This window comes from Niveispirillum sp. FG148 (assembly GCF_057809655.1).
Window position 1 is genome coordinate 15,379 of the sequence record NZ_JBMDKJ010000003.1, and the last position, 17,928, is coordinate 33,306.

At 63.7% G+C, this 17,928-nt stretch carries 17 protein-coding genes; 3 read left to right on the top strand and 14 right to left on the bottom strand.

Annotated features, from left to right (window positions below):
• Positions 1–6: 6 nt before the first annotated feature.
• Together ACODTW_RS03600 and ACODTW_RS03605 are read right to left on the bottom strand one after the other, a co-directional pair.
• Positions 7–1,269 (bottom strand): efflux RND transporter periplasmic adaptor subunit, encoded by a 1,263-nt coding sequence (locus tag ACODTW_RS03600; RefSeq protein ID WP_488944534.1) that lies wholly within the window; start codon positions 1,267–1,269, stop codon positions 7–9.
• Positions 1,270–1,307: 38 nt separating this feature from the next.
• On the bottom strand, positions 1,308–1,460 hold the full coding sequence (locus ACODTW_RS03605; protein ID WP_488944536.1) for a hypothetical protein: 153 nt from the start codon (positions 1,458–1,460) through the stop codon (positions 1,308–1,310).
• A 451-nt stretch (positions 1,461–1,911) separates the two neighbouring features.
• Between ACODTW_RS03605 and ACODTW_RS03610 the strand changes: the two genes are divergently transcribed.
• Positions 1,912–3,270, top strand: a complete 1,359-nt coding sequence (locus tag ACODTW_RS03610) for a hypothetical protein (RefSeq protein WP_488944537.1) — start codon at positions 1,912–1,914, stop codon at positions 3,268–3,270.
• Between the two features lie 181 nt (positions 3,271–3,451).
• Here ACODTW_RS03610 and greA read toward each other — a convergent pair whose 3' ends face one another.
• From greA to ACODTW_RS03630, 4 genes are all read right to left on the bottom strand, one after another.
• Positions 3,452–3,925 carry a transcription elongation factor GreA gene (gene greA / locus ACODTW_RS03615; protein ID WP_488944538.1) on the bottom strand — a complete coding sequence of 158 codons (474 nt, stop codon included), beginning with the start codon at positions 3,923–3,925 and terminating at the stop codon, positions 3,452–3,454.
• A gap of 81 nt (positions 3,926–4,006) precedes the next feature.
• Positions 4,007–7,291 carry a carbamoyl-phosphate synthase large subunit gene (gene carB / locus ACODTW_RS03620; protein WP_488944539.1) on the bottom strand — a complete coding sequence of 1,095 codons (3,285 nt, stop codon included), beginning with the start codon at positions 7,289–7,291 and terminating at the stop codon, positions 4,007–4,009.
• A 194-nt stretch (positions 7,292–7,485) separates the two neighbouring features.
• On the bottom strand, positions 7,486–7,887 hold the full coding sequence (locus ACODTW_RS03625) for a hypothetical protein (protein WP_488944540.1): 402 nt from the start codon (positions 7,885–7,887) through the stop codon (positions 7,486–7,488).
• 80 nt (positions 7,888–7,967) lie between these two features.
• Entirely contained in the window at positions 7,968–8,297 is a 330-nt protein-coding gene (locus ACODTW_RS03630; RefSeq protein ID WP_488944541.1) for a hypothetical protein, read from the bottom strand.
• Between the two features lie 168 nt (positions 8,298–8,465).
• Here ACODTW_RS03630 and ACODTW_RS03635 point away from each other — a divergent pair, with 168 nt between their 5' ends.
• Together ACODTW_RS03635 and ACODTW_RS03640 are read left to right on the top strand one after the other, a co-directional pair.
• Positions 8,466–9,671, top strand: a complete 1,206-nt coding sequence (locus ACODTW_RS03635; protein ID WP_488944542.1) for a serine hydrolase domain-containing protein — start codon at positions 8,466–8,468, stop codon at positions 9,669–9,671.
• 111 nt (positions 9,672–9,782) lie between these two features.
• On the top strand, positions 9,783–10,679 hold the full coding sequence (locus ACODTW_RS03640; RefSeq protein ID WP_488944543.1) for a DMT family transporter: 897 nt from the start codon (positions 9,783–9,785) through the stop codon (positions 10,677–10,679).
• A gap of 212 nt (positions 10,680–10,891) precedes the next feature.
• On the opposite strand, the gene ACODTW_RS03645 is transcribed toward ACODTW_RS03640, so the two are convergent.
• The 8 genes from ACODTW_RS03645 to ACODTW_RS03680 are packed head-to-tail and all read right to left on the bottom strand — an operon-like array spanning position 10,892 to position 17,928.
• Positions 10,892–11,416: a lysozyme gene (locus tag ACODTW_RS03645; RefSeq protein WP_488944544.1), complete on the bottom strand. Its 525-nt coding sequence runs from the start codon at positions 11,414–11,416 to the stop codon at positions 10,892–10,894.
• Entirely contained in the window at positions 11,413–11,895 is a 483-nt protein-coding gene (locus ACODTW_RS03650; RefSeq protein ID WP_488944545.1) for a hypothetical protein, read from the bottom strand. The genes ACODTW_RS03645 and ACODTW_RS03650 overlap by 4 nt, the downstream gene beginning before the upstream one ends.
• A 5-nt stretch (positions 11,896–11,900) precedes the next feature.
• A complete protein-coding gene (locus ACODTW_RS03655) occupies positions 11,901–12,161 on the bottom strand; it encodes a hypothetical protein (RefSeq protein WP_488944546.1) in 261 nt (86 codons plus the stop codon).
• Complete coding sequence (locus tag ACODTW_RS03660) at positions 12,161–12,496, bottom strand: hypothetical protein (protein ID WP_488944547.1); 336 nt, start codon at positions 12,494–12,496, stop codon at positions 12,161–12,163. Before ACODTW_RS03660 ends, ACODTW_RS03655 begins: the two co-directional genes overlap by 1 nt.
• 13 nt (positions 12,497–12,509) lie before the next feature.
• Complete coding sequence (locus ACODTW_RS03665; protein ID WP_488944549.1) at positions 12,510–14,246, bottom strand: hypothetical protein; 1,737 nt, start codon at positions 14,244–14,246, stop codon at positions 12,510–12,512.
• A gap of 9 nt (positions 14,247–14,255) precedes the next feature.
• Complete coding sequence (locus tag ACODTW_RS03670) at positions 14,256–14,459, bottom strand: hypothetical protein (RefSeq protein ID WP_488944550.1); 204 nt, start codon at positions 14,457–14,459, stop codon at positions 14,256–14,258.
• Positions 14,460–14,470: 11 nt separating this feature from the next.
• Positions 14,471–14,761 carry a hypothetical protein gene (locus tag ACODTW_RS03675; RefSeq protein WP_488944551.1) on the bottom strand — a complete coding sequence of 97 codons (291 nt, stop codon included), beginning with the start codon at positions 14,759–14,761 and terminating at the stop codon, positions 14,471–14,473.
• A 14-nt stretch (positions 14,762–14,775) separates the two neighbouring features.
• Entirely contained in the window at positions 14,776–17,928 is a 3,153-nt protein-coding gene (locus tag ACODTW_RS03680) for a right-handed parallel beta-helix repeat-containing protein (RefSeq protein WP_488944553.1), read from the bottom strand.

Consider the following 17,928-nt stretch of genomic DNA (forward strand, 5'->3'; position numbering starts at 1 on the left):
ACCGTTTCAGTTCAACTGGATGCGATCCATGCGGATCATGTCGCCATAGGCCGAGGTGACGACCCTGTCACCCTTGTCCAGCCCGGCCTTCACCTCGATCACCTGGGCATTGCGGCGGCCCAGCTGCACATTGCGCTTGGTGGCGTATTGGCCATCGGCCCCGACGACGAACATCCAGGCCCCGCCCGTGTCCTGATAGAAGGCGCCGTTCGGGATCAGCAGGGCGGTCGTCGTGTCGCCCAGCTTCAGACGCAGTTGCAGGCTCTGGCCCGGACGGATGTCCTTGGGCGCGGCATCGGCAAATTCCAGTTCCACCTTGAACTGACCATCGCGCACCTGCGGGAAGATCTTGGCAACGCGCAGGGTGAACGTGCCGTTGCCAATGGTCGCCTCGGCCGTCTGGCCCGTGGCAAGGCGCGGCAGGTAGAATTCGTCGACCTGGGCGACCACCTTGAACCCGTCCATGCGGTCGATGCGGCCAAGCCGCTCGCCGCGCGTCTTGTTCTGGCCGACCTCTGCTTCCAGGGCGGTCAACTGGCCATCGACCGGCGCCTTGACGATCAGGTTATCCAGATTGCGCCGGGCAAATTCCAGGTTCTCCTGCAGCTTGCCCGTGCTTTCCTTCAGCTTGCCAAACTGTTCGGACCGCAGCCGGTCAGTGACGACCTGCGTCTCGCGCAGCACCTCACGGCGGCGCAGCAGATAGTCATATTCGTCCTGCGCCTCGTCGAACTGCGCCTGGCTGACGGTCTTGTTCTTGATCAGCTCCGCCCGGCGTTCCAGTGTGCGCTTCAGCTGCACCAGCTTGTATTCCACCTCCACCAACGCCTGCTTGTTGGACAGGCGTGAGGTTTCCAGGTTCAGCTCGACCGTACGCAGCTGATTAAGCTGCTCGATCACCTGGGCCTCCCGGCTGATCACTTCCAGCTGCAGGTCGGTGTTGGTCAGTTCCAGCAGCGGCTGGCCGGCCTTCACGAACTGCCCGGCCTCTGCCAGGCGCCGCTCGACACGGCCGCCTTCGACGCTGTCCAGGAAGATGCTGGTCAAGGGCTCCACGGAACCACGAACAGGGATGAAATCCTCGAACTGGCCCTGGGTGACCGCGGACACGATCAGACGATCCTGCGCCACGCGCACGGTCTGTCCGCCCGTCGAACCCAGTGCCAGATAGATACCCCCGGCACCAACCAGCAGGGCCACACCCGCCGCCATGATGGCCTTCTTGTGCTTCTTGAAACCCGTCTTTTCGATGCGGCGATCCATCGCCATGATATCCAGCTCCCCTGCCTTTACCGGCCAATCGTGCGTCAGGCGATCCGGCCCAGGATATGGGCCACCGCCACCAGCACGACGCCGACCAGCCACAGATCCGGATGCACGCTCAGCAGCGCATCCTCGATCCGGTTGATCAGCATGTCATCGGCGTGGGCCTCACTCCCCTGGTCGAATGTCTGGCGCATCTTCGTCCCCATCGGTCCGCCGGTGCTGCCACCGGCTTTCGGAAGGATGTTTCGCAAGGCCCATGCCAAGTCCCAGCGCATTGATATTGCGGGATTTATGCCTGCGACTCCTTTGTACATTTCCGGACAGTGTCCGTTTGCGAACAGAGTGACCTTTCCAGAACCGGACATCCGCCATGACCGGGTGCGGTGCTCTTGACCAGCCGCAGCGGCCGGACCGGCCATGGCCTCACGCCCCCTGGGCTGCCATGGCCAGGCAGCAAGCGTCCCGCATCCGTTCCAAAGGCAGGCGGCATTTCCCGCAGTGGGGGTACGGAAACGCTTGCCGCCTGCGGGCGAAAATCGCGGGGAAAGCCGCGCTAAGCTTTCGGTTATGTGACCTTAAGCTCGCGACCACGGGTGACATGTTCGGATTAGGATGCTGCCTGAAGTTTCCAAAAGGGGGCCGGTCATGTTCAAGATGGTGGAATCGCTGATCGCCAGCTTCCGGGGCAGTTCCCCCCGCGACCGGGAACTGGCGGCGACCGCGATCGGCGCTGCGACCCGCACCACTGGCGACGCGGCCCCGCTGGCCGATGATAATGTCGTGGATGCATTGCGGCGTATCCTGGCCAGGCGCGACCCGACGCCGGCCGGTTCCATTCACCTGATGGGCCTGGATAGTCTGGCGGACCGGCTGGGCAGCCACTGGCCGGCTATCGCCGATCGCGTGCATCTGCTGACCATCCATCTGCTGAATCAGTATCTGTCACCCAGCGACACCTGGTTCCGGCAGAGCGGCGACACCTATGTGGTTGTCTTCGCTCATCTGGCAGCCTCCCAGGCGGAAATCATCTGCAACACGATGGTCGAGGAGCTGCAGCGCCTGTTACTGGGCTCGACGGATACCGACAGCATCAAGGTCCGGGCATCCGTCCATCAGATCGGGTCCGATACCCTGTCCGCCCCGTCCCGCCTGAACAGGTTGCTTCAGGATACGGCCCGGACCCTGTCCAAGGAGGTGGCGGCGGACGAAGTGCCGGAGCCGTCGCAACCCGGCATCGCCGCACGATCCATCGAAGAGGCGGGACCGCTGCAGGTCTGCTACCGGCCCGTCTGGGACGTGAAGCAGCAGGTCGTCTCCGTCTTCATCGCCCGCGCCTGCCGGCAGCGCTATGGCCGGGCACCGCTCTGGGCCTATGAATGCCTGGAGAATCCGGAAGACCCCAACCAGATTCTGAACCTGGATATCCAGGTCATCGAAGAAGCGGTGAATACGGCACTGGAGCTTTATGACAACCGCTTCCGCTTCTTCCTGTCAGTCCCGATCCATTTCGAAAGCCTGGCCGTCCAGGCGCGGCGCCGCGCCCTTCTGTCCTGTTTGCAGGCCATACCGGCACACATGCGGCCGCTGATGACCTATCACCTCTACGGCCTGCCGACGGGCATTCCCGTCGGGCGGCTGGCAGAAATGGTCAGCATTCTGCGCCCCCTGGGGCGCACGACGATGGTCGTGGTGGACCCTGCCGACCACGACCTGAAGGTCGTGGCGGAAGCAGGCGCCAAAGTAGCCTGCATCCTGCTGCCGCCGGGTGCGGGCGCTCAACGCCACCGCGCCGACCTGCTGCGTTTCGGCATGTCGGCTGCCAAGAACCGTCTCTGCAGTTCGGTTGAAGGGGTGGGCGACCTCAATATGGAACATCTGTGCGAGGATGCGCAGATCACTTTCCTGTCGGGCGATCTGATCGGCGGGTGGATCGACACCCCGCAGCAGGCTGTCCGCCGCCATCTGGAGGATTTCAGCCGCCCCCGGATGGCCGCGTCGGCATAATACGTATTTGCATGGATCAGAACCTACGGCCCTGATCCATGCAGCCCTCACGCGTCGGGCGCCGCCATCCGGCGGCTTGGCTCACGCGTCGGCACCAAGAGCCCTAGAAAAGCCGAACCCGCCACGGCGGTGGGCCGGGCGGGTTCATAGGCTCTTGACCCTTTGGTCCTGCGGCAGCGCCTTACTTGAAGGCGATGTTCACGACCTCATAGCTCTTGGAGCCGCCGGGGGTCGTGACCTCAACGCTGTCACCGACGGACTTGCCGATCAGGGCGCGGGCCAGCGGGCTGGTGATGCTGACCAGACCCTGCTTGATGTCGCTCTCGTCCTGGCCGACAATCTGGTAGGTGACTTCCTCGTCGGTATCCTCATCCGCCAGCGTGATGGTGGCGCCGAACTTCACGGCATTGCCGGTCAGCTTGACCGGATCAATGACCTCGGCCCGGCTGATCTTGTCCTCCAGCTCCATCACGCGGCCTTCGATGAAGGACTGGCGCTCGCGCGCCGCGTGGTATTCAGCGTTTTCAGACAGATCGCCATGCTCGCGGGCTTCCGCGATGGCCTTGATCACGGCCGGACGCTCCACGCTCTTCAGGTGCTTTAACTCATCCTGCAGCCGGTTGTACCCCCGAGCCGTCATGGGAACTTTTTCCATCGTGCCCTATCCCAGTAAAGGTAGCCCAGAAATAAAATAAGCCTGTCAGGGCGGTTTCCCGCCCCGCAGACCAGACCGTCCTTAGTAAGAGCCGCTCAAGTATGACTGGAGCGGAGCCACGTCCAGACCGCCGACCTTCAACGCCGAGATGGCTTCGACCGCCGCCTCAGCCCCGGCCACCGTGGTGTAGTAGGGGATGTTATTGGTCAGCGCGGTGCGGCGCAAGCTGAAGCTGTCGGATACCGCCTGCGACCCTTCGGTCGTGTTGAAGATCAGCTGGACATCGCCATTGATCATGCGGTCGACAATGTGGGGCTGGCCTTCCACCACCTTGTTGATGGGGGTGACCTTCACGCCCTTTTCCGCCATGTGCTTGGCCGTGCCACGGGTGGCCACCACCTTGAAGCCCATTTCCAGCAGCTTGGCGGCCAGCGGCACCATGGCCGGCTTGTCGCGTTCGCGCACGGAAATGAACACGGTGCCTTCCTTAGGCAGGGTCACGCCGGCGCCCAGCTGGCTCTTGGCAAACGCCATGGCGAAGTTCTTGTCCAGGCCCATCACCTCGCCCGTCGACCGCATTTCCGGCCCCAGCAGGATATCGACGCCTGGGAAGCGGTTGAACGGGAACACGGCTTCCTTCACCGCCGTGTGCGGCGGGAACGGACCGGACAGCTTGAACTGGCTCAACTTCTCGCCCGCCATGATGCGCGCGGCGATCTTGGCGATGGGCGTACCCGTGGCCTTGGCAACGAAGGGCACGGTACGGCTGGCACGCGGATTGACTTCCAGGATGTAGATGTCGAAACCGTCGGTGCCGGAACCATCGGCCGACTGCTTGACCGCGAACTGGATATTCATCAGGCCGACGACATTCAGCCCTTTGGCCAGCTTCACGGCCTGGACCGTCAGTTCATCCACCACGGCCTTGGACAGAGTGTAGGGCGGCAGGGCACAGGCGCTGTCGCCGGAATGGATGCCGGCTTCCTCGATATGCTCCATGATGCCGGCGACATAGACCTGACCGTCGGCATCGGCCACGGCGTCCACGTCCACCTCGATGGCGTCCTGGAGATAGCTGTCGATCAGCACCGGATTCTTACCCGACACCTTCACCGCGGTAGCGATGTAGCGATGCAGGCCGGCCATGTTGTGCACGATCTCCATCGCGCGGCCGCCCAGCACATAGGACGGGCGGATGACGACGGGGAAGCCGATGCGGTTGGCCACCGCCTCCGCCTCTTCCAGCGACCGGGCCAGGCCATTGGCCGGCTGGCGCAGGTCCAGCTTGATCAGAAGCTGCTGGAACCGTTCACGATCTTCCGCCAGGTCGATGGCGTCCGGCGTGGTGCCCAGGATGGGCAGACCGGCCTGTTCCAGGGCGTTCGCCAGCTTCAGCGGGGTCTGGCCGCCGAACTGCACGATCAGGCCCACGACCTCGCCATTCTGCTTTTCCTTCTCGACCAGTTCGATCACGTCTTCGGCCGTCAGCGGCTCGAAATACAGGCGATCGGCCGTGTCATAGTCGGTGGAGACGGTTTCCGGGTTGCAGTTGACCATGATCGTCTCATAGCCCGCTTCCTGCAGGGCATAGACGGCGTGGACGCAGCAATAGTCGAACTCGATACCCTGGCCGATGCGGTTGGGACCGCCGCCCAGGATGACGACCTTCTTCTTGTCCGTCGGCGCGCTCTCGCATTCCGCCGGCTCCAGGCCATTGCCCTCGTACGTGGAGTACATGTAAGGCGTGCGGCTGGCGAACTCGGCGGCGCAGGTGTCGATGCGCTTGAACACCGGGCGCACATTCAGAGCGCGGCGATGGGCGGCAACGGCCGATTCCGGCTGGCCCGTCAGGGTCGCCAGGCGGGTGTCGCTGAAGCCCATGGCCTTGATACGGGCCATATACTGCGCGTCGATGCCCGACAGGCCGGCCGCCTTGATGGAAGCCTCTTCCTTCACGATGGCCTCGATCTGGCGCATGAACCAGGGGTCGTACTTGCACTCTTCGTAGATCTGCTCGACCGTCCAGCCATGGCGCATGGCCTGGGCAACGATCAGCAGGCGTTCCGGGGTCGGGCGGCTCAGCATATGGCGCAGGCGGCCTTCATCCAGATTGCCGCTGGCGTCGGACAGGTCGATCTCGTCAAAGCCGGTCAGACCGGTTTCCAGACCGCGCAGGGCCTTCTGCATGCTTTCGGCGAAGGTGCGGCCGATGGCCATCACCTCACCCACCGATTTCATGCTGGTGGTCAGGGTATTGTCGGCGCCGGGGAACTTCTCGAACGCGAAGCGCGGAATCTTGGTGACGACATAGTCGATCGTCGGCTCGAAGCTGGCCGGCGTCGACCCGGTGATGTCGTTGTCCAGCTCGTCCAGCGTGTAACCAACGGCCAGCTTGGCCGCGATCTTGGCAATGGGGAAGCCCGTCGCCTTCGATGCCAGCGCGGAGGAACGCGACACGCGCGGGTTCATTTCGATCACGACCATGCGGCCGGTGTCGGGATGGATGCCGAACTGCACGTTCGACCCACCCGTATCCACACCGATCTCGCGCAGCACCGTCAGGCTGGCGTTGCGCATGATCTGGTATTCTTTGTCGGTCAGGGTCAGCGCCGGGGCGACGGTCATGCTGTCGCCCGTATGCACGCCCATGGCGTCGATATTCTCGATCGAGCAGATGATGATGCAGTTGTCCTTGCGGTCGCGGACAACCTCCATCTCGTACTCTTTCCAGCCCAGGACCGATTCCTCGATCAGGACCTCATGCACGGGGCTGGCGCGCAGGCCGCCACGGACGATCTCTTCAAACTCCGCCCGGTTGAAGGCGATGCCGCCGCCGGTGCCGGCCAGCGTGAAGGACGGGCGGATGATGGCAGGCAGGCCGACAAAGGCCAGCGCATCCAGCGCCTCGTCATAATTCTTGACGACGCGCGACCGCGGGCTTTCCAGCCCGATCTTGTCCATGGCGTCGCGGAACTTCAGGCGATCCTCGGCCTTCTCGATGACATCGGCCTTGGCGCCGATCATCTCCACGCCCAGCCGGTCCAGGGTACCGTCGCGGAACAGGGCCAGCGCCGTGTTCAGGGCCGTCTGACCGCCCATGGTGGGCAGCAGGGCGTCGGGCCGTTCCTTTTCCAGGATCTTCGCGACCATGGAAGGGGTGATCGGCTCGATATAGGTCGCGTCGGCCAGACCGGGGTCGGTCATGATCGTGGCCGGATTGGAGTTCACGAGGATGACGCGGTAGCCTTCCTCCTTCAGCGCCTTACAGGCCTGGACGCCGGAATAATCGAATTCGCAGGCCTGTCCGATGATGATCGGACCCGCGCCGATGATACAGATGGATTTGATGTCGGTGCGTTTCGGCATGATCAGTCGGACCGTCGTTGCGGGCGGGAAAGGGCGATGTGGTCGCGGCAAAACGCCCCCCGCTCCACAATGGGTGCGGGGGGCGCCCGGCTGAGGGGCCTATATAGAGGGGTCGGTCCCGGAAATGAAGTGCCCAGCTTGGGGCGCTGGGATGCGTTCGGCGGGACGCACCTCCCGATTATTCGGTTGCCCCCTTACGGCCCGATATAGAACCGGACGAGATCGGCCTGCTTGGCCGTGAATACCGCACAGCGCGTCGTCCCCTGGTCACGGAAGAAATAGACAGTGTCTTCCTGACGTCGACGCGTGGGGTCATAGAGGTTGACCGACATGCGCCCGAAGGCAACGCCCAGCGCTTCCTCCGTCGGGCCGAATGCGCGGTAATGGTAATTGACGATCTGCATGAACTGGCCGGTGCGGCACATTTTCGACAGGGTGAGATCAGCCGTCATCCGCGATCTGGACGGGGCGTCAAAGGCATAGACGATGCGCATCAAACGCTGTGGCGCCGGCCGCGGCGGTGCCACAGCCGGGTCGATCCAGCTTTGCCAGGGCAAGCGGCGGAAACCGTGTCCAGCCTCCGGCTGGGCAGGCACCGGACGATCCGCCAATGCAGGCGCAGCCGACGCGCATATCAGCGCGATCGCCAAAAGCAGGGAACGCACGGGCAGAAGCCTCACCGGTTGATGGCGTAACGGGCCAGGAACAACGCGACGGCCTTACGGCTTTCTTCCGGCAAATTGGTGAAATTGATCTTTGCTGTCTTCTTGTCCACTGACGCCACGGTACCCGCCCCCTTCAGGGACAAGTTCTGCTTGGGGTCTTTCAGCGACAGATCGAAAGTGACCGACTGCCCCACCTTTAATTTCGCGCCGGAAACAGTAACACTGCCAACCCCAAGGTTCGCGACGGTTAACTGTTTACCATCGATATTAAGGTGAGCGGTGAATTTGGGCACCTTGACCTTCTCGATGACATCCACTTTGAGAAAGTCAAACATGCCCATTTTGGGTCTCCAACGGCCTTTAGCCAGATTACTGTAATGGATTCCTGTGGCTTTAGAAACGGTCCATTCGTTCATGTTGGGGGAAATGAGGATGGCATCCCCCCCTGGTGACGCCGCCGCCGCCTTGCGCTATGGCTGTCGGATCGCCCTTCGCGAAGGATGTCATTCATGCCGATCCGCCGCCCCGACCTGACTGTCCTGTCCCTCACCCTGGCTCTGCTTGCCCTGGCAGTTCCAGTGCATGCGGAGGGCACGGTCAGTCCGACACAGCAACAGGCGCGGCTGGCCCTTTATGACGGCAAGCTGAACTATCTGACCTTCCGCCATATGGACGAAATTTTCGACACGGCCCCGGTTCCAACCGGGCGCAGCGTCTGGAAACTGCCGACGGATATCCGTCCCCTGGACATCACCTACGACTATGACGGGCAGCGCCGGACAGCGGCAGAGTTTCTGGAGCGGACCTTCACCAGCGCCCTGCTGGTGATCCGCGACGGACGCATCACCCATGAGATCTATCGCGACAAGGCCGGACCCGACACGCGCTTCATCTCCTGGTCCATCGCCAAGTCCATCACCTCCATCCTGATCGGCATCGCGGTTGAAGACGGCCACATCCACAGCATTGACGATCCGCTGACCCGCTATGTGCCGGAACTGGCGGGTGGTGGCTATGATGACGTGACCATCCGCCAGGCCCTGCTGATGCGGTCGGGTGCGGCTTTCAGCGAGGTCTATGGCACGGACAATAAAAGCCAGCTGGCCGACCTCTACGAGAAGTCCTTCATCCGCCAGGACATGCATTTCGCCGGGCTGGCCCGCAATGTGGGCCGCGCCCATCCGCCCGGGGCCTTCTTCAACTATTCGACGCTGGAGGGCAGCGTGCTGGGCTGGGTGCTGGAAAGCGCCACGGGCATGCCGCTGGCCGATTACATGGCGGCAAAGCTGTGGGGGCCAGCGGGCATGGAAACGCCGGGATACTGGCTGCTGGATGGTCCGCCGGGCAGCGGACAGGCCTTTGCCGGCGGTGGTTTCAACGCCACATTGCGCGATTACGGACGGCTGGGCCAGATGATGCTGGATGGCGGCAAGGCGAACGGGCGGCAGGTGGTGCCGGCCGATTGGATCACCGCCTCCACCGTCCCGCAGGGAACCGAACCCGCCGAGCCGGGGCGCAGTCAGGGCTACCAGTATCTCTGGTGGACCCTGCCGGACAGCGACGCCTATATGGCCAAAGGCGTACACGGCCAGTTCATCTGGATCGACCCGGCCAGCCGCACCGTCATCGTGAAACTGTCGCACTGGCCCAGTTCCTGGATCAAACCGCTGGAGATGGAGACGCTGGCCTTCTTCCAGGCCGTGGCCGCGCACTGAGCCGCCGCCCTGCGCCGGATGCGTGGCATGGTTCGATCATGGCCGAAGCGTGCCGTCACCGCCTCCTGCTATGCAGGGTCTCTGGCACCAAATAGAAAACGGAACACCGACATGGCCGACAGGCGGCATCTGCTGAAGGATCTGGCGCTGCTTTTGTTGCTGGCGTCACTGTGGGGATCGTCCTACACCTTCATCAAGATCGGGGTGGCCACCATCCCGCCGATAACCCTGATCGCCGTACGCACGCTGATCGCCGGGCTCATCCTGGTAAGCGTCATGGCTTGGCGCGGGCAGCGGCTGCCCGCCGACCGCAGCGTCTGGCGACGCTTCCTGTTCCAGGCCACCATGAACAGCGCCCTGCCCTTCACCTTGGTCGCCTGGGCAGAGAAGTCGGTCGATGCCGGATTGGCCGCCATCCTGAATTCCACGACGCCGATCTTCACCTTTCTGCTGACGGCCCTGATCACCCGCCATGAGCCGGTGACCATGCGCAAGCTGTTCGGCGTGGCGGCCGGCATGGTGGGCATCTGCCTGATCATCGGGATGGAGGCATTGCATGGGCTGGGTGACCAGCTGATCCCGCAACTGGCCGTCGTAGCGGCCACCATCTCCTATGCTGGCGCCGCCATCTATGGAAAGAATTTCAAAGGCCTGTCGCCAATGATGCCCGCGGCGGGATCGCTGCTGTGCGGCGCGGCGCTGATGATCCCCGCCAGTCTGGTCATCGACCATCCCTGGACCCTGACGCCCTCGGCCGCCTCCATCGGGGCCCTGATCTGCCTGTCGGTCTTTTCCACCGCCATCGCCTTTACGATCTATTTCCGGCTGATGCAGACCCTGGGGTCCATCGGCACGACGGCACAGGCCTATCTGCGCGTGCCCATCGGCGTCGGGCTGAGCATGGTCGTGCTCGGCGAAAGCCTGTCACCCACCGCCTGGATCGGTCTGGCCTGCGTGCTGGCCGCCGTCATCGCCATGACCCTGCCGGCCCGCCCCGCACGGGCCTGAGCGCACCTGAAACAAAATAAAGTATAAAAGCAAAAAGCCCCCTCACGATCAGTGAAGAGGCCCAGTAAATTCAACTTCTATCCAGGTTCGTGAAGTGGTGCCCAGGGACGGAATCGAACCGCCGACACGGGGATTTTCAATTCCTTGGTAACACAACAAAATCAAACACTTAAGCACCGCTATATGCGCTGCGTGTGCGCATGCAATGCGATTTAGACCCTGACCGTCCGAAGCAGGGCAGATCGCGCGGCGACCACCGCAGCGGCTGTCGGTTCGATCCTGCCTTCTATCAGCCACCGGGCGACGCGGCGACGGATGACCAGACCACGGGCCTTCTGTCCGCCGGCGAACACCCACTTTTCCAGCTCAGGCGCGGCGGCGTCCAGATCCTGCCGGCGCAACAGTGCCCGCAAGGTGGAACCGTAGAGGCGGCCGGCGCCCATGTTGAAGCAGTAATCCCCGATGGCGATTTGCCACAATGGCGGCAACGGTCCGCACAAGCGAATGGCGTTCGCCGTCGCGCGGCCGGCATCGCGAGCCAAAAGGGTTTCGGCCTGGTCATCGGTGATGGGTGGGGTGGTCTCAACCACCGGCCTATCGTCCAGGTCATAGATAGAACCGTAGGCCAGCGTCCACGTTCCACGAAAGTCCCGCTGCGGTTCCAGCGCCGGGGTGGAGCGGTCCCCGTCGTGGATCTGTTCGAACGGCCGCACGAAATCAGCGACCGTCAGCATCATGCACCCCGCCGCAACGAGCGGTCCATGAACCAGTAGGCGAGGATGCTGGCCAGCACCGTCTGATCCCACGCATCCCAGCACGCCAGCACGGCAGCCGCTGTAATGCCGTGGTCGGTCACGGCGATCGACAGGGACGCTGCCTTGACGCTGGTATAGAGCGCCATCCACCAATAGGTCGTGACCGGCCGGACAGAGGCGGACAGGGCATCGATGATCTTGATCCCTGTCCGTTTGGCCTGTGCCTGCGCGCCCTGGATCAGCGCCTGAAGGTCGGCCAGATCATAGGCCGCGCGCGCGTCATCGCGCCTCGCATCGTATCCCGCCTGCGCCTGCTGTCCGGACAGTTGGGCCATGCGGTATTCATGATCGCGGTCGCCCTTGGCCGTCATCAGCTTGATGACCTCCGGGGCCAGGCGGGCGATAAAGCCCAGACCAGTACCCAACACGGTCGACAAGGTGCCAGTAATAATGTCCTGCATGATCGTCACTCCGCTGCCTGGCGCAACAGCGCCTTGATGTCCTTCTGAATGTCGGACAACTGCTTTTCCAGGTTGCCGAAATGGGCCTGCCACAGGTCCGACCGAAGGTAGTTCTTGGCCGTGTCCTCCCGCAGATCGCTGATGCGTGCGTGTAGATCCTTGGACAGCGCGTCGACCTTGGTATCCAGCAGCCTGTGCAGGTTCCAAACGGCCCCGGCCGCGGCGATGCCGAAGCTGCCCAAGGCAATGAGCGTCGCCGTCTCCATTACATCACCTCCACGGTGAAGCCGGCAGCTTGCAGCGCGGACAGCGCCGTCAGGGGTTCCTGTCGGCGCGGGGCGATATTGCGGGCCGCGTCGTCGGCACTGATCCGGGCGGTGTGCGGGCCTTCGCCTGCCTCGCCCGCGACGCGGACCGCGAATTGCGCGAATGTTTCGGCCGGCCAGCCCGACACATAGGTGCGGCCCTTGGTACGGGGATCGAAGCCGGCCGCTTCCAAGATGATGGGCGGGGGCTGCGCCCCTTCCGGGTACCGCAGCCGGTTGCAGCCGGCTTCCTGTGCGCAATAGCGCCCCTGGGCGATAAAGCTCAGAATCGTCATTTGTTGCCCCCTCTTACGCGACCAGCACTTCTGCGCCGATCTTGATCTTGGTGTTGTTGTTGGCGGGGTTGTAGGCACCGATATGGCTGATGGCGCCCGTGCCGTTGTCCAGCACGCTGCACGCGCCCGACACGACGAACCGCCCGGCGGCATCGTTGATATCGGTGATGATGCCCCAGGCCTGCGTGCCAGCCCCGCCACGGTCTGCCGTAATGGCGGTGTAAAGGTGCGTTCCGGCCTCCCCCGCGGCGATACGGTCGTAGATGCCAGCAGCGCCATTGTTGACGAAACTGGAGTGGGTGACCTGCAGGCTGGTGCAGCGCAGGACGCGCAGGCCATTGCGGGTGGCACCCGAACAATCGGCCGCGAGGATCTTGATATCGCGGCCGGCGGTATCGACAAGGATATGATCCTGGAACGCGCCCGCCGACTTGAACTGCGTGACGCTCACGGCCGTGGCATCCGAATGGATATGCAGGCCCGGCGAGTTGGAGACGCCAGTCAGCAGGCGGGCGGTACAATTGACGATCTGCGCCTCTGGCACATGGGCAAACGTATAGGCCGCATGATCGCCGATGATCTTGGCCCGGCAATTCACCCATTGCGTGCCTGGCGCATAGAAGGCGCCGAAGGCATAGGTCCATTCGCCGCCGCCGGGCGCTGCCTCCACGTCCACGTTCGACAGTTTCACCCGGGCATACAGACCGGTGGCGATGACACCGTATCCGCCGGGCAGGCCACCATTGCGGTTGTTGATGCGCACATCGGAAATCACCGTCTCCCCATGATCCACCGCCGGGTCATGGATGATGCCGTTGCCGCACAGGTACATCGTGCAATCGGAGAGGTTGTTTGCCCCGCGGGTCAGGCGCACAGCCTCGGTGCAGTACTCAAAGACACAGCGCGTCACGAATTGGTCGGTGGATGCCATCAGCAGACCTTGCACGAAGCCATTCGTCCACATCTCGGACACAAAGGCGCCGTTGCCGTAGGCGCCGATGGCGCCGGCCACCGCGTAAGCGCCGCCCAATTCCCCGACAATGAACAGATTGCGCAACACAGTCGGCGGGCCGCTGCTGTCGGCGCCTGCCATGGCCACGATGCGGCCGGCGCCGGCCGTACCATTGCCGATGGTGATGTATGACGCGCCCATGCTGTCGCCTTCCCAGACATCACCGATATACATCTGGATAATGCCGGGTTCCGACAGGTTGGCCGGCTCGTTCGGCAAGCCGTAGGCGGGATTGGGCACCGCGGGCAGGATCGGTCCTTCCGCGAAATAGTTCCCGGTCGGCACCACCACGCGCGAACGCACACCAACCCGGTGATGGCTGGCCTGGGCACAGGCGATCAAGGCCGCGTAATTGTTGGTCCCGTCCGTGCCGTCATAGTCACCGACGGCCCCCCACCAATTGGGTGTACGGGCACAGTTGCCGAAGGTCCCCACGACGCTGCCATCGCTGATATCGAAGATATGCTGAGTGGGATCGGCCCAGATACGGCCATTGATTTCGATCTTGGCCCCGCCCACGGGCCGGAGCATGCCGCCCTGTTCGAACCGGATGTTGCGGGAAATGACGATATCATTCGCCACCTCATGCACGCCCCGGAAGACCGTGAAATCCACGGGCGAACCGGCCGCCACAGGGCCAAAATCAATCGTGCCATCCGCAGCCAGACCGGCCAGCGTGTTCGGTCCGCCCAACAGCATCTCCGGGCGGACAGCGATTTGGGGCCAGGGATAAGCCATGTCAGATCCTCACTTTTCCTGTTCGGCGCGGATGACGGAGATCACCTCTTCCGCCGGCGGTGCCGGGGCAGAGGGCGTTCCTGTCTGCTGCGTGGCCAACTGGCTGTTCAGGCGGGCCGAGAACTCGGCCATCTGCTCCCCCAGGGCCGCCATGGCCGCGCTCATCAGGGCGACGTCGCCGGCCCTGATGCGGATGAGAAATTCAGGCTGCATGTCCGCCCCCGTCACAGGTCGCTTACCCAACCGGACCAATCCCGATGGGGGGCCAGCGACGCGTAAATGGTGGCCAGGGACAGGTCATATCCGGCCAGCGTATAGATCTTCCGGTCCCGGGCAGGCGGCACGGTTTCCCCCTCCCCGATGTTTGCCCATCGATCGGCGGGCGAAAACCAGAGGCCCACATTGACCGTGGTGCGCCCGCTGCCCTTGTCGCCAGCGTAGTTCGTGACGGCCGCGTATTTAAGGGCCAGCGGATCGGACCAACGCGGGTCCTCGGCGGGAAGCGTGAGTGCCATGGCTGTTCTCCTAATTATCCGACACGCCAATTCGTGCCGTCGCTGATGAGTGATTTCTTGTAGGCACCTCCACCGGCCGCGATGGCGTCCCAGGTGTTGGTGTTGCAATCGGTGATGTACGCGCGCACGCCGGCACCCAGGGCGCCCGGTGCCGGCAAATCGGCAAACGTCTTGCCGTTGGTGCACACGTAATCGGCGGTGAGATTGCCGTTGACGTTCACGGTGCCGCCAGCCGGCGACAGCAGCAGATTGCCCCCCGTCGTCGAAATCATCGGATTGCCGGCATTTGATGCGGTGACAAAGACGTTGCGGTTTGCCAACACCGTTGGCGACACCATGAACTGCACGTATGCGTCGGCGGAAAAGTAATGCGATCCGGTTCCCTTGGTCAGGTACACGCCGGCGACATTCGCGGCGGACCCGGTAAAGGCTATGCTGGGCGCATTGGCCGCGATGGCTGCCGTGACCTCCACCCGGTTCGCGCCCGCCGCCACAGGCACCGCACGCAGCGCCTCGCTGCCGGCAGGTCCGCCAAGGCCCACGGCACCGTCGGACCGTTGAACGTACAATCGGACCGTGCCCGTCGCCCAATCGCCGTCCCGCAGTTGCAGGCGGTCCCCGCCCAATCCAGACCCGGCCGCGACCATTGACCAGATGGCGTCGACAGACGTTTGGCGCGCCGTCAGGACCAGGGCCGCCGATTGTTGCGTACCGGTAGAGGTCAGCTTTGCAATCGCATCGCTGGACCTGACCACGGACAGGGGGCCATAGGCAGTTACGCCCCCATCAGTCCCGATAAGCAGGCCGGTGGTTCCCGCCGCCTTCAGGGCCAGCCCACCGGCCGACGTGTCGATATATGGATTTCCGGCGTTGGCGCCGCCGAAAAGCAGGGACCGGTTGGCCAACGGAACGGCATCGATCTGCACCTGGCGCGAGGGCGACACGCCCGTGGGCGCCAGATAGAGCGGCTGGCGGAAATCTTGCAGCCCCTCATTCTCAAAGATCGAGACATTCGATCCGAATGTTCCGCCGGTCCAGTACTGGTTCACAGCGGCGCGGGACAGGTCATTGCGCGCAATCACGATGTCGTTGGTCGTACCATCGCTGGTCATCGAAATGCCATTGGTGGGGCCGCTGGCGGTGCCGCCGGCATTGCCGACGACGACGCCATTGACCACCCGCAGCCCGGGGCACGCGAAGAATGCGGCCGCCTCGTTGACGGCGTTATGGATGTAGTTGCGTCCCGTGACGTTCAGGCCGGTAACGATATTGCCCATGATGCCGGCGACAACGCGGGCCATGATCCGGTTATTCTCGACGGTGGCCCGGGCAGACGCATCCTGGATGCCCACACCAAGGGCAGCCAGGCCAGTGCCGGCTGAATTCACCATCAGCAGGCCGCTGATCTTGGCATCGGGGGAGGTCCCGGAGACGGATACCGCCGTCAGCCCGTCCAGCCCCATCGTGTCGACGGTGTTGTTGATGATCTGGGCATTGGGCGACGACGCGGCCTCATAGGCAATGACGCTGCCCCCCAATGCATTGTTCAGCTCCATCCGCCCGCCGACGACGCCATTGAAGCTGTACTGGAACTGTCCGCCGACCGCCGTGTTGCGCTCAAAGACGCAGTTGGTGGCTACCGGCGCATCGCCGTTCCAGATTTCAAAGACAACCGGGGCCGCGACTGACGCAGTGCCCCGGCAGCCTTCGATTTTGACGTCGTCGACCTTCCTGGCCCCTTCGCTGATGTTGGACACCACGAACGCGGCCGGGCCGCCGGCCGCGTCGCTATCGCTGATCCGGACATCGGACAGGTCCTCCATCTGCACATAGATCTGGACGGGCGTCGCGGCACTGTCCCTGACCTTCACCCGGCGGACACGCAGGCCCGACGCGTCGTAAAGATGCAGGCCGTTCTGGCCGGCATTGATGATCGTCACCTCTTCGATCACCAGGCCGTGCTTCTGATAGGCGGCAATGCAGCTGACATTCTCACCGATGGCCGTCGCCTTGCTGCCGTCGATGATGCCGCGTCCATAGATCCGGACACCATGCGCGGTGATGGTGACCAGATGGGTGGTCAGACCATTCACCGCCTTCAGCGTCGCGCCGGCGTCAATGAACAGCGACACCGGCGTGGCAAACGGCGAGGTGATATAGGGGCCGGGCGGAAACCACACCGCCGCCCCGATCTCGGCCGCCACGGCAATGGCTTTCAGGATGGCAGGCCGAATATCTGTCAGGCCGTCAGCCCTCGCCCCATGGTCCAGCACATTGACCACATCCCCCGCACGGTCGCGCAGGCTGCGCGGCGTGTCGCTGCGGCGCGCCACGATCTGCGTGGTGTCGTCAACCATGGGCTGGGCTGCCGACGGCGGAATGCGCACCTCCACCCGCACATGCGCCGGCAAGGGGCTGGTGAAGATGATGACGGTACGGCCTGGATGGCCATGCTCTGTCCCGTTGGTCAGGCTGTATCCCGCCGTCTGTCCGCCCACCCCGCCGATATTCACCGTCAAGGTCAGGGATGCATAGATCAGTCCCCATTCGGCGGGCAGGGGATAGACGGTGCTGGTCCCGTCCGTCACGAATGCGTGACTTGTCCCGGCCAGCAATTGCAGGGTCGCATTGTCGATGACGGCCGCGACCTGTTCGGTCGTGAAATTGGGGGCGACCGGGCGACCGTCCGCATCAAACGCCATCAGACGTTCCGCCCGCTGACGCGCGACGGGCAACGCCATGTCGACGGTCTCATGGTCGGGCACCCGCACGGCCTTGCCGGCATCACGGCGGCTTTCCTGGGCAACCATCGCCTGGCGGTCCACCGTGCGTTCCAGCCGCTTGGACGGCACCTGTCCGGCCGTGGGCAATTGCACCGGCTGCACCGGTCGCGTCGAACGCAACAGGTGCCAGCGCCGGCCGGCAGCCGGGGCAGCCCCGATGGCCAGCACCAGGCCGGGCCCCGGCTGCCCGGTGGCCAGATCGTCGGTCTGGACCGATATCGTGTAATGGGTGTTCAGGGTCAGTTCGGTGGCGGCGCCCGTCTCCACCACCTCTTCAATGACCCGCACGCTGTCCCCGTCCAGGATGGGCCAGCGCGTGGGAAACGCGGTGCTGACACCGTCGCAGACGTACGCGACCTGGCTGGCCGTATTTTCGATGGCCAT

Bases quoted from the DNA above. Each gene is read 5' to 3' on its own strand.
- ACODTW_RS03600 (WP_488944534.1), bottom strand. From the start codon at position 1,269: ATGGCGATGGATCGCCGCATCGAAAAGACGGGTTTCAAGAAGCACAAG.
- ACODTW_RS03605 (WP_488944536.1), bottom strand. From the start codon at position 1,460: ATGCGCCAGACATTCGACCAGGGGAGTGAGGCCCACGCCGATGACATG.
- ACODTW_RS03610 (WP_488944537.1), top strand. From the start codon at position 1,912: ATGTTCAAGATGGTGGAATCGCTGATCGCCAGCTTCCGGGGCAGTTCC.
- greA (WP_488944538.1), bottom strand. From the start codon at position 3,925: ATGGAAAAAGTTCCCATGACGGCTCGGGGGTACAACCGGCTGCAGGAT.
- carB (WP_488944539.1), bottom strand. From the start codon at position 7,291: ATGCCGAAACGCACCGACATCAAATCCATCTGTATCATCGGCGCGGGT.
- ACODTW_RS03630 (WP_488944541.1), bottom strand. From the start codon at position 8,297: ATGGGCATGTTTGACTTTCTCAAAGTGGATGTCATCGAGAAGGTCAAG.
- ACODTW_RS03635 (WP_488944542.1), top strand. From the start codon at position 8,466: ATGCCGATCCGCCGCCCCGACCTGACTGTCCTGTCCCTCACCCTGGCT.
- ACODTW_RS03640 (WP_488944543.1), top strand. From the start codon at position 9,783: ATGGCCGACAGGCGGCATCTGCTGAAGGATCTGGCGCTGCTTTTGTTG.
- ACODTW_RS03645 (WP_488944544.1), bottom strand. From the start codon at position 11,416: ATGATGCTGACGGTCGCTGATTTCGTGCGGCCGTTCGAACAGATCCAC.
- ACODTW_RS03650 (WP_488944545.1), bottom strand. From the start codon at position 11,895: ATGCAGGACATTATTACTGGCACCTTGTCGACCGTGTTGGGTACTGGT.
- ACODTW_RS03655 (WP_488944546.1), bottom strand. From the start codon at position 12,161: ATGGAGACGGCGACGCTCATTGCCTTGGGCAGCTTCGGCATCGCCGCG.
- ACODTW_RS03660 (WP_488944547.1), bottom strand. From the start codon at position 12,496: ATGACGATTCTGAGCTTTATCGCCCAGGGGCGCTATTGCGCACAGGAA.
- ACODTW_RS03665 (WP_488944549.1), bottom strand. From the start codon at position 14,246: ATGGCTTATCCCTGGCCCCAAATCGCTGTCCGCCCGGAGATGCTGTTG.
- ACODTW_RS03670 (WP_488944550.1), bottom strand. From the start codon at position 14,459: ATGCAGCCTGAATTTCTCATCCGCATCAGGGCCGGCGACGTCGCCCTG.
- ACODTW_RS03675 (WP_488944551.1), bottom strand. From the start codon at position 14,761: ATGGCACTCACGCTTCCCGCCGAGGACCCGCGTTGGTCCGATCCGCTG.
- ACODTW_RS03680 (WP_488944553.1), bottom strand. From the start codon at position 17,928: ATGGCCATCGAAAATACGGCCAGCCAGGTCGCGTACGTCTGCGACGGT.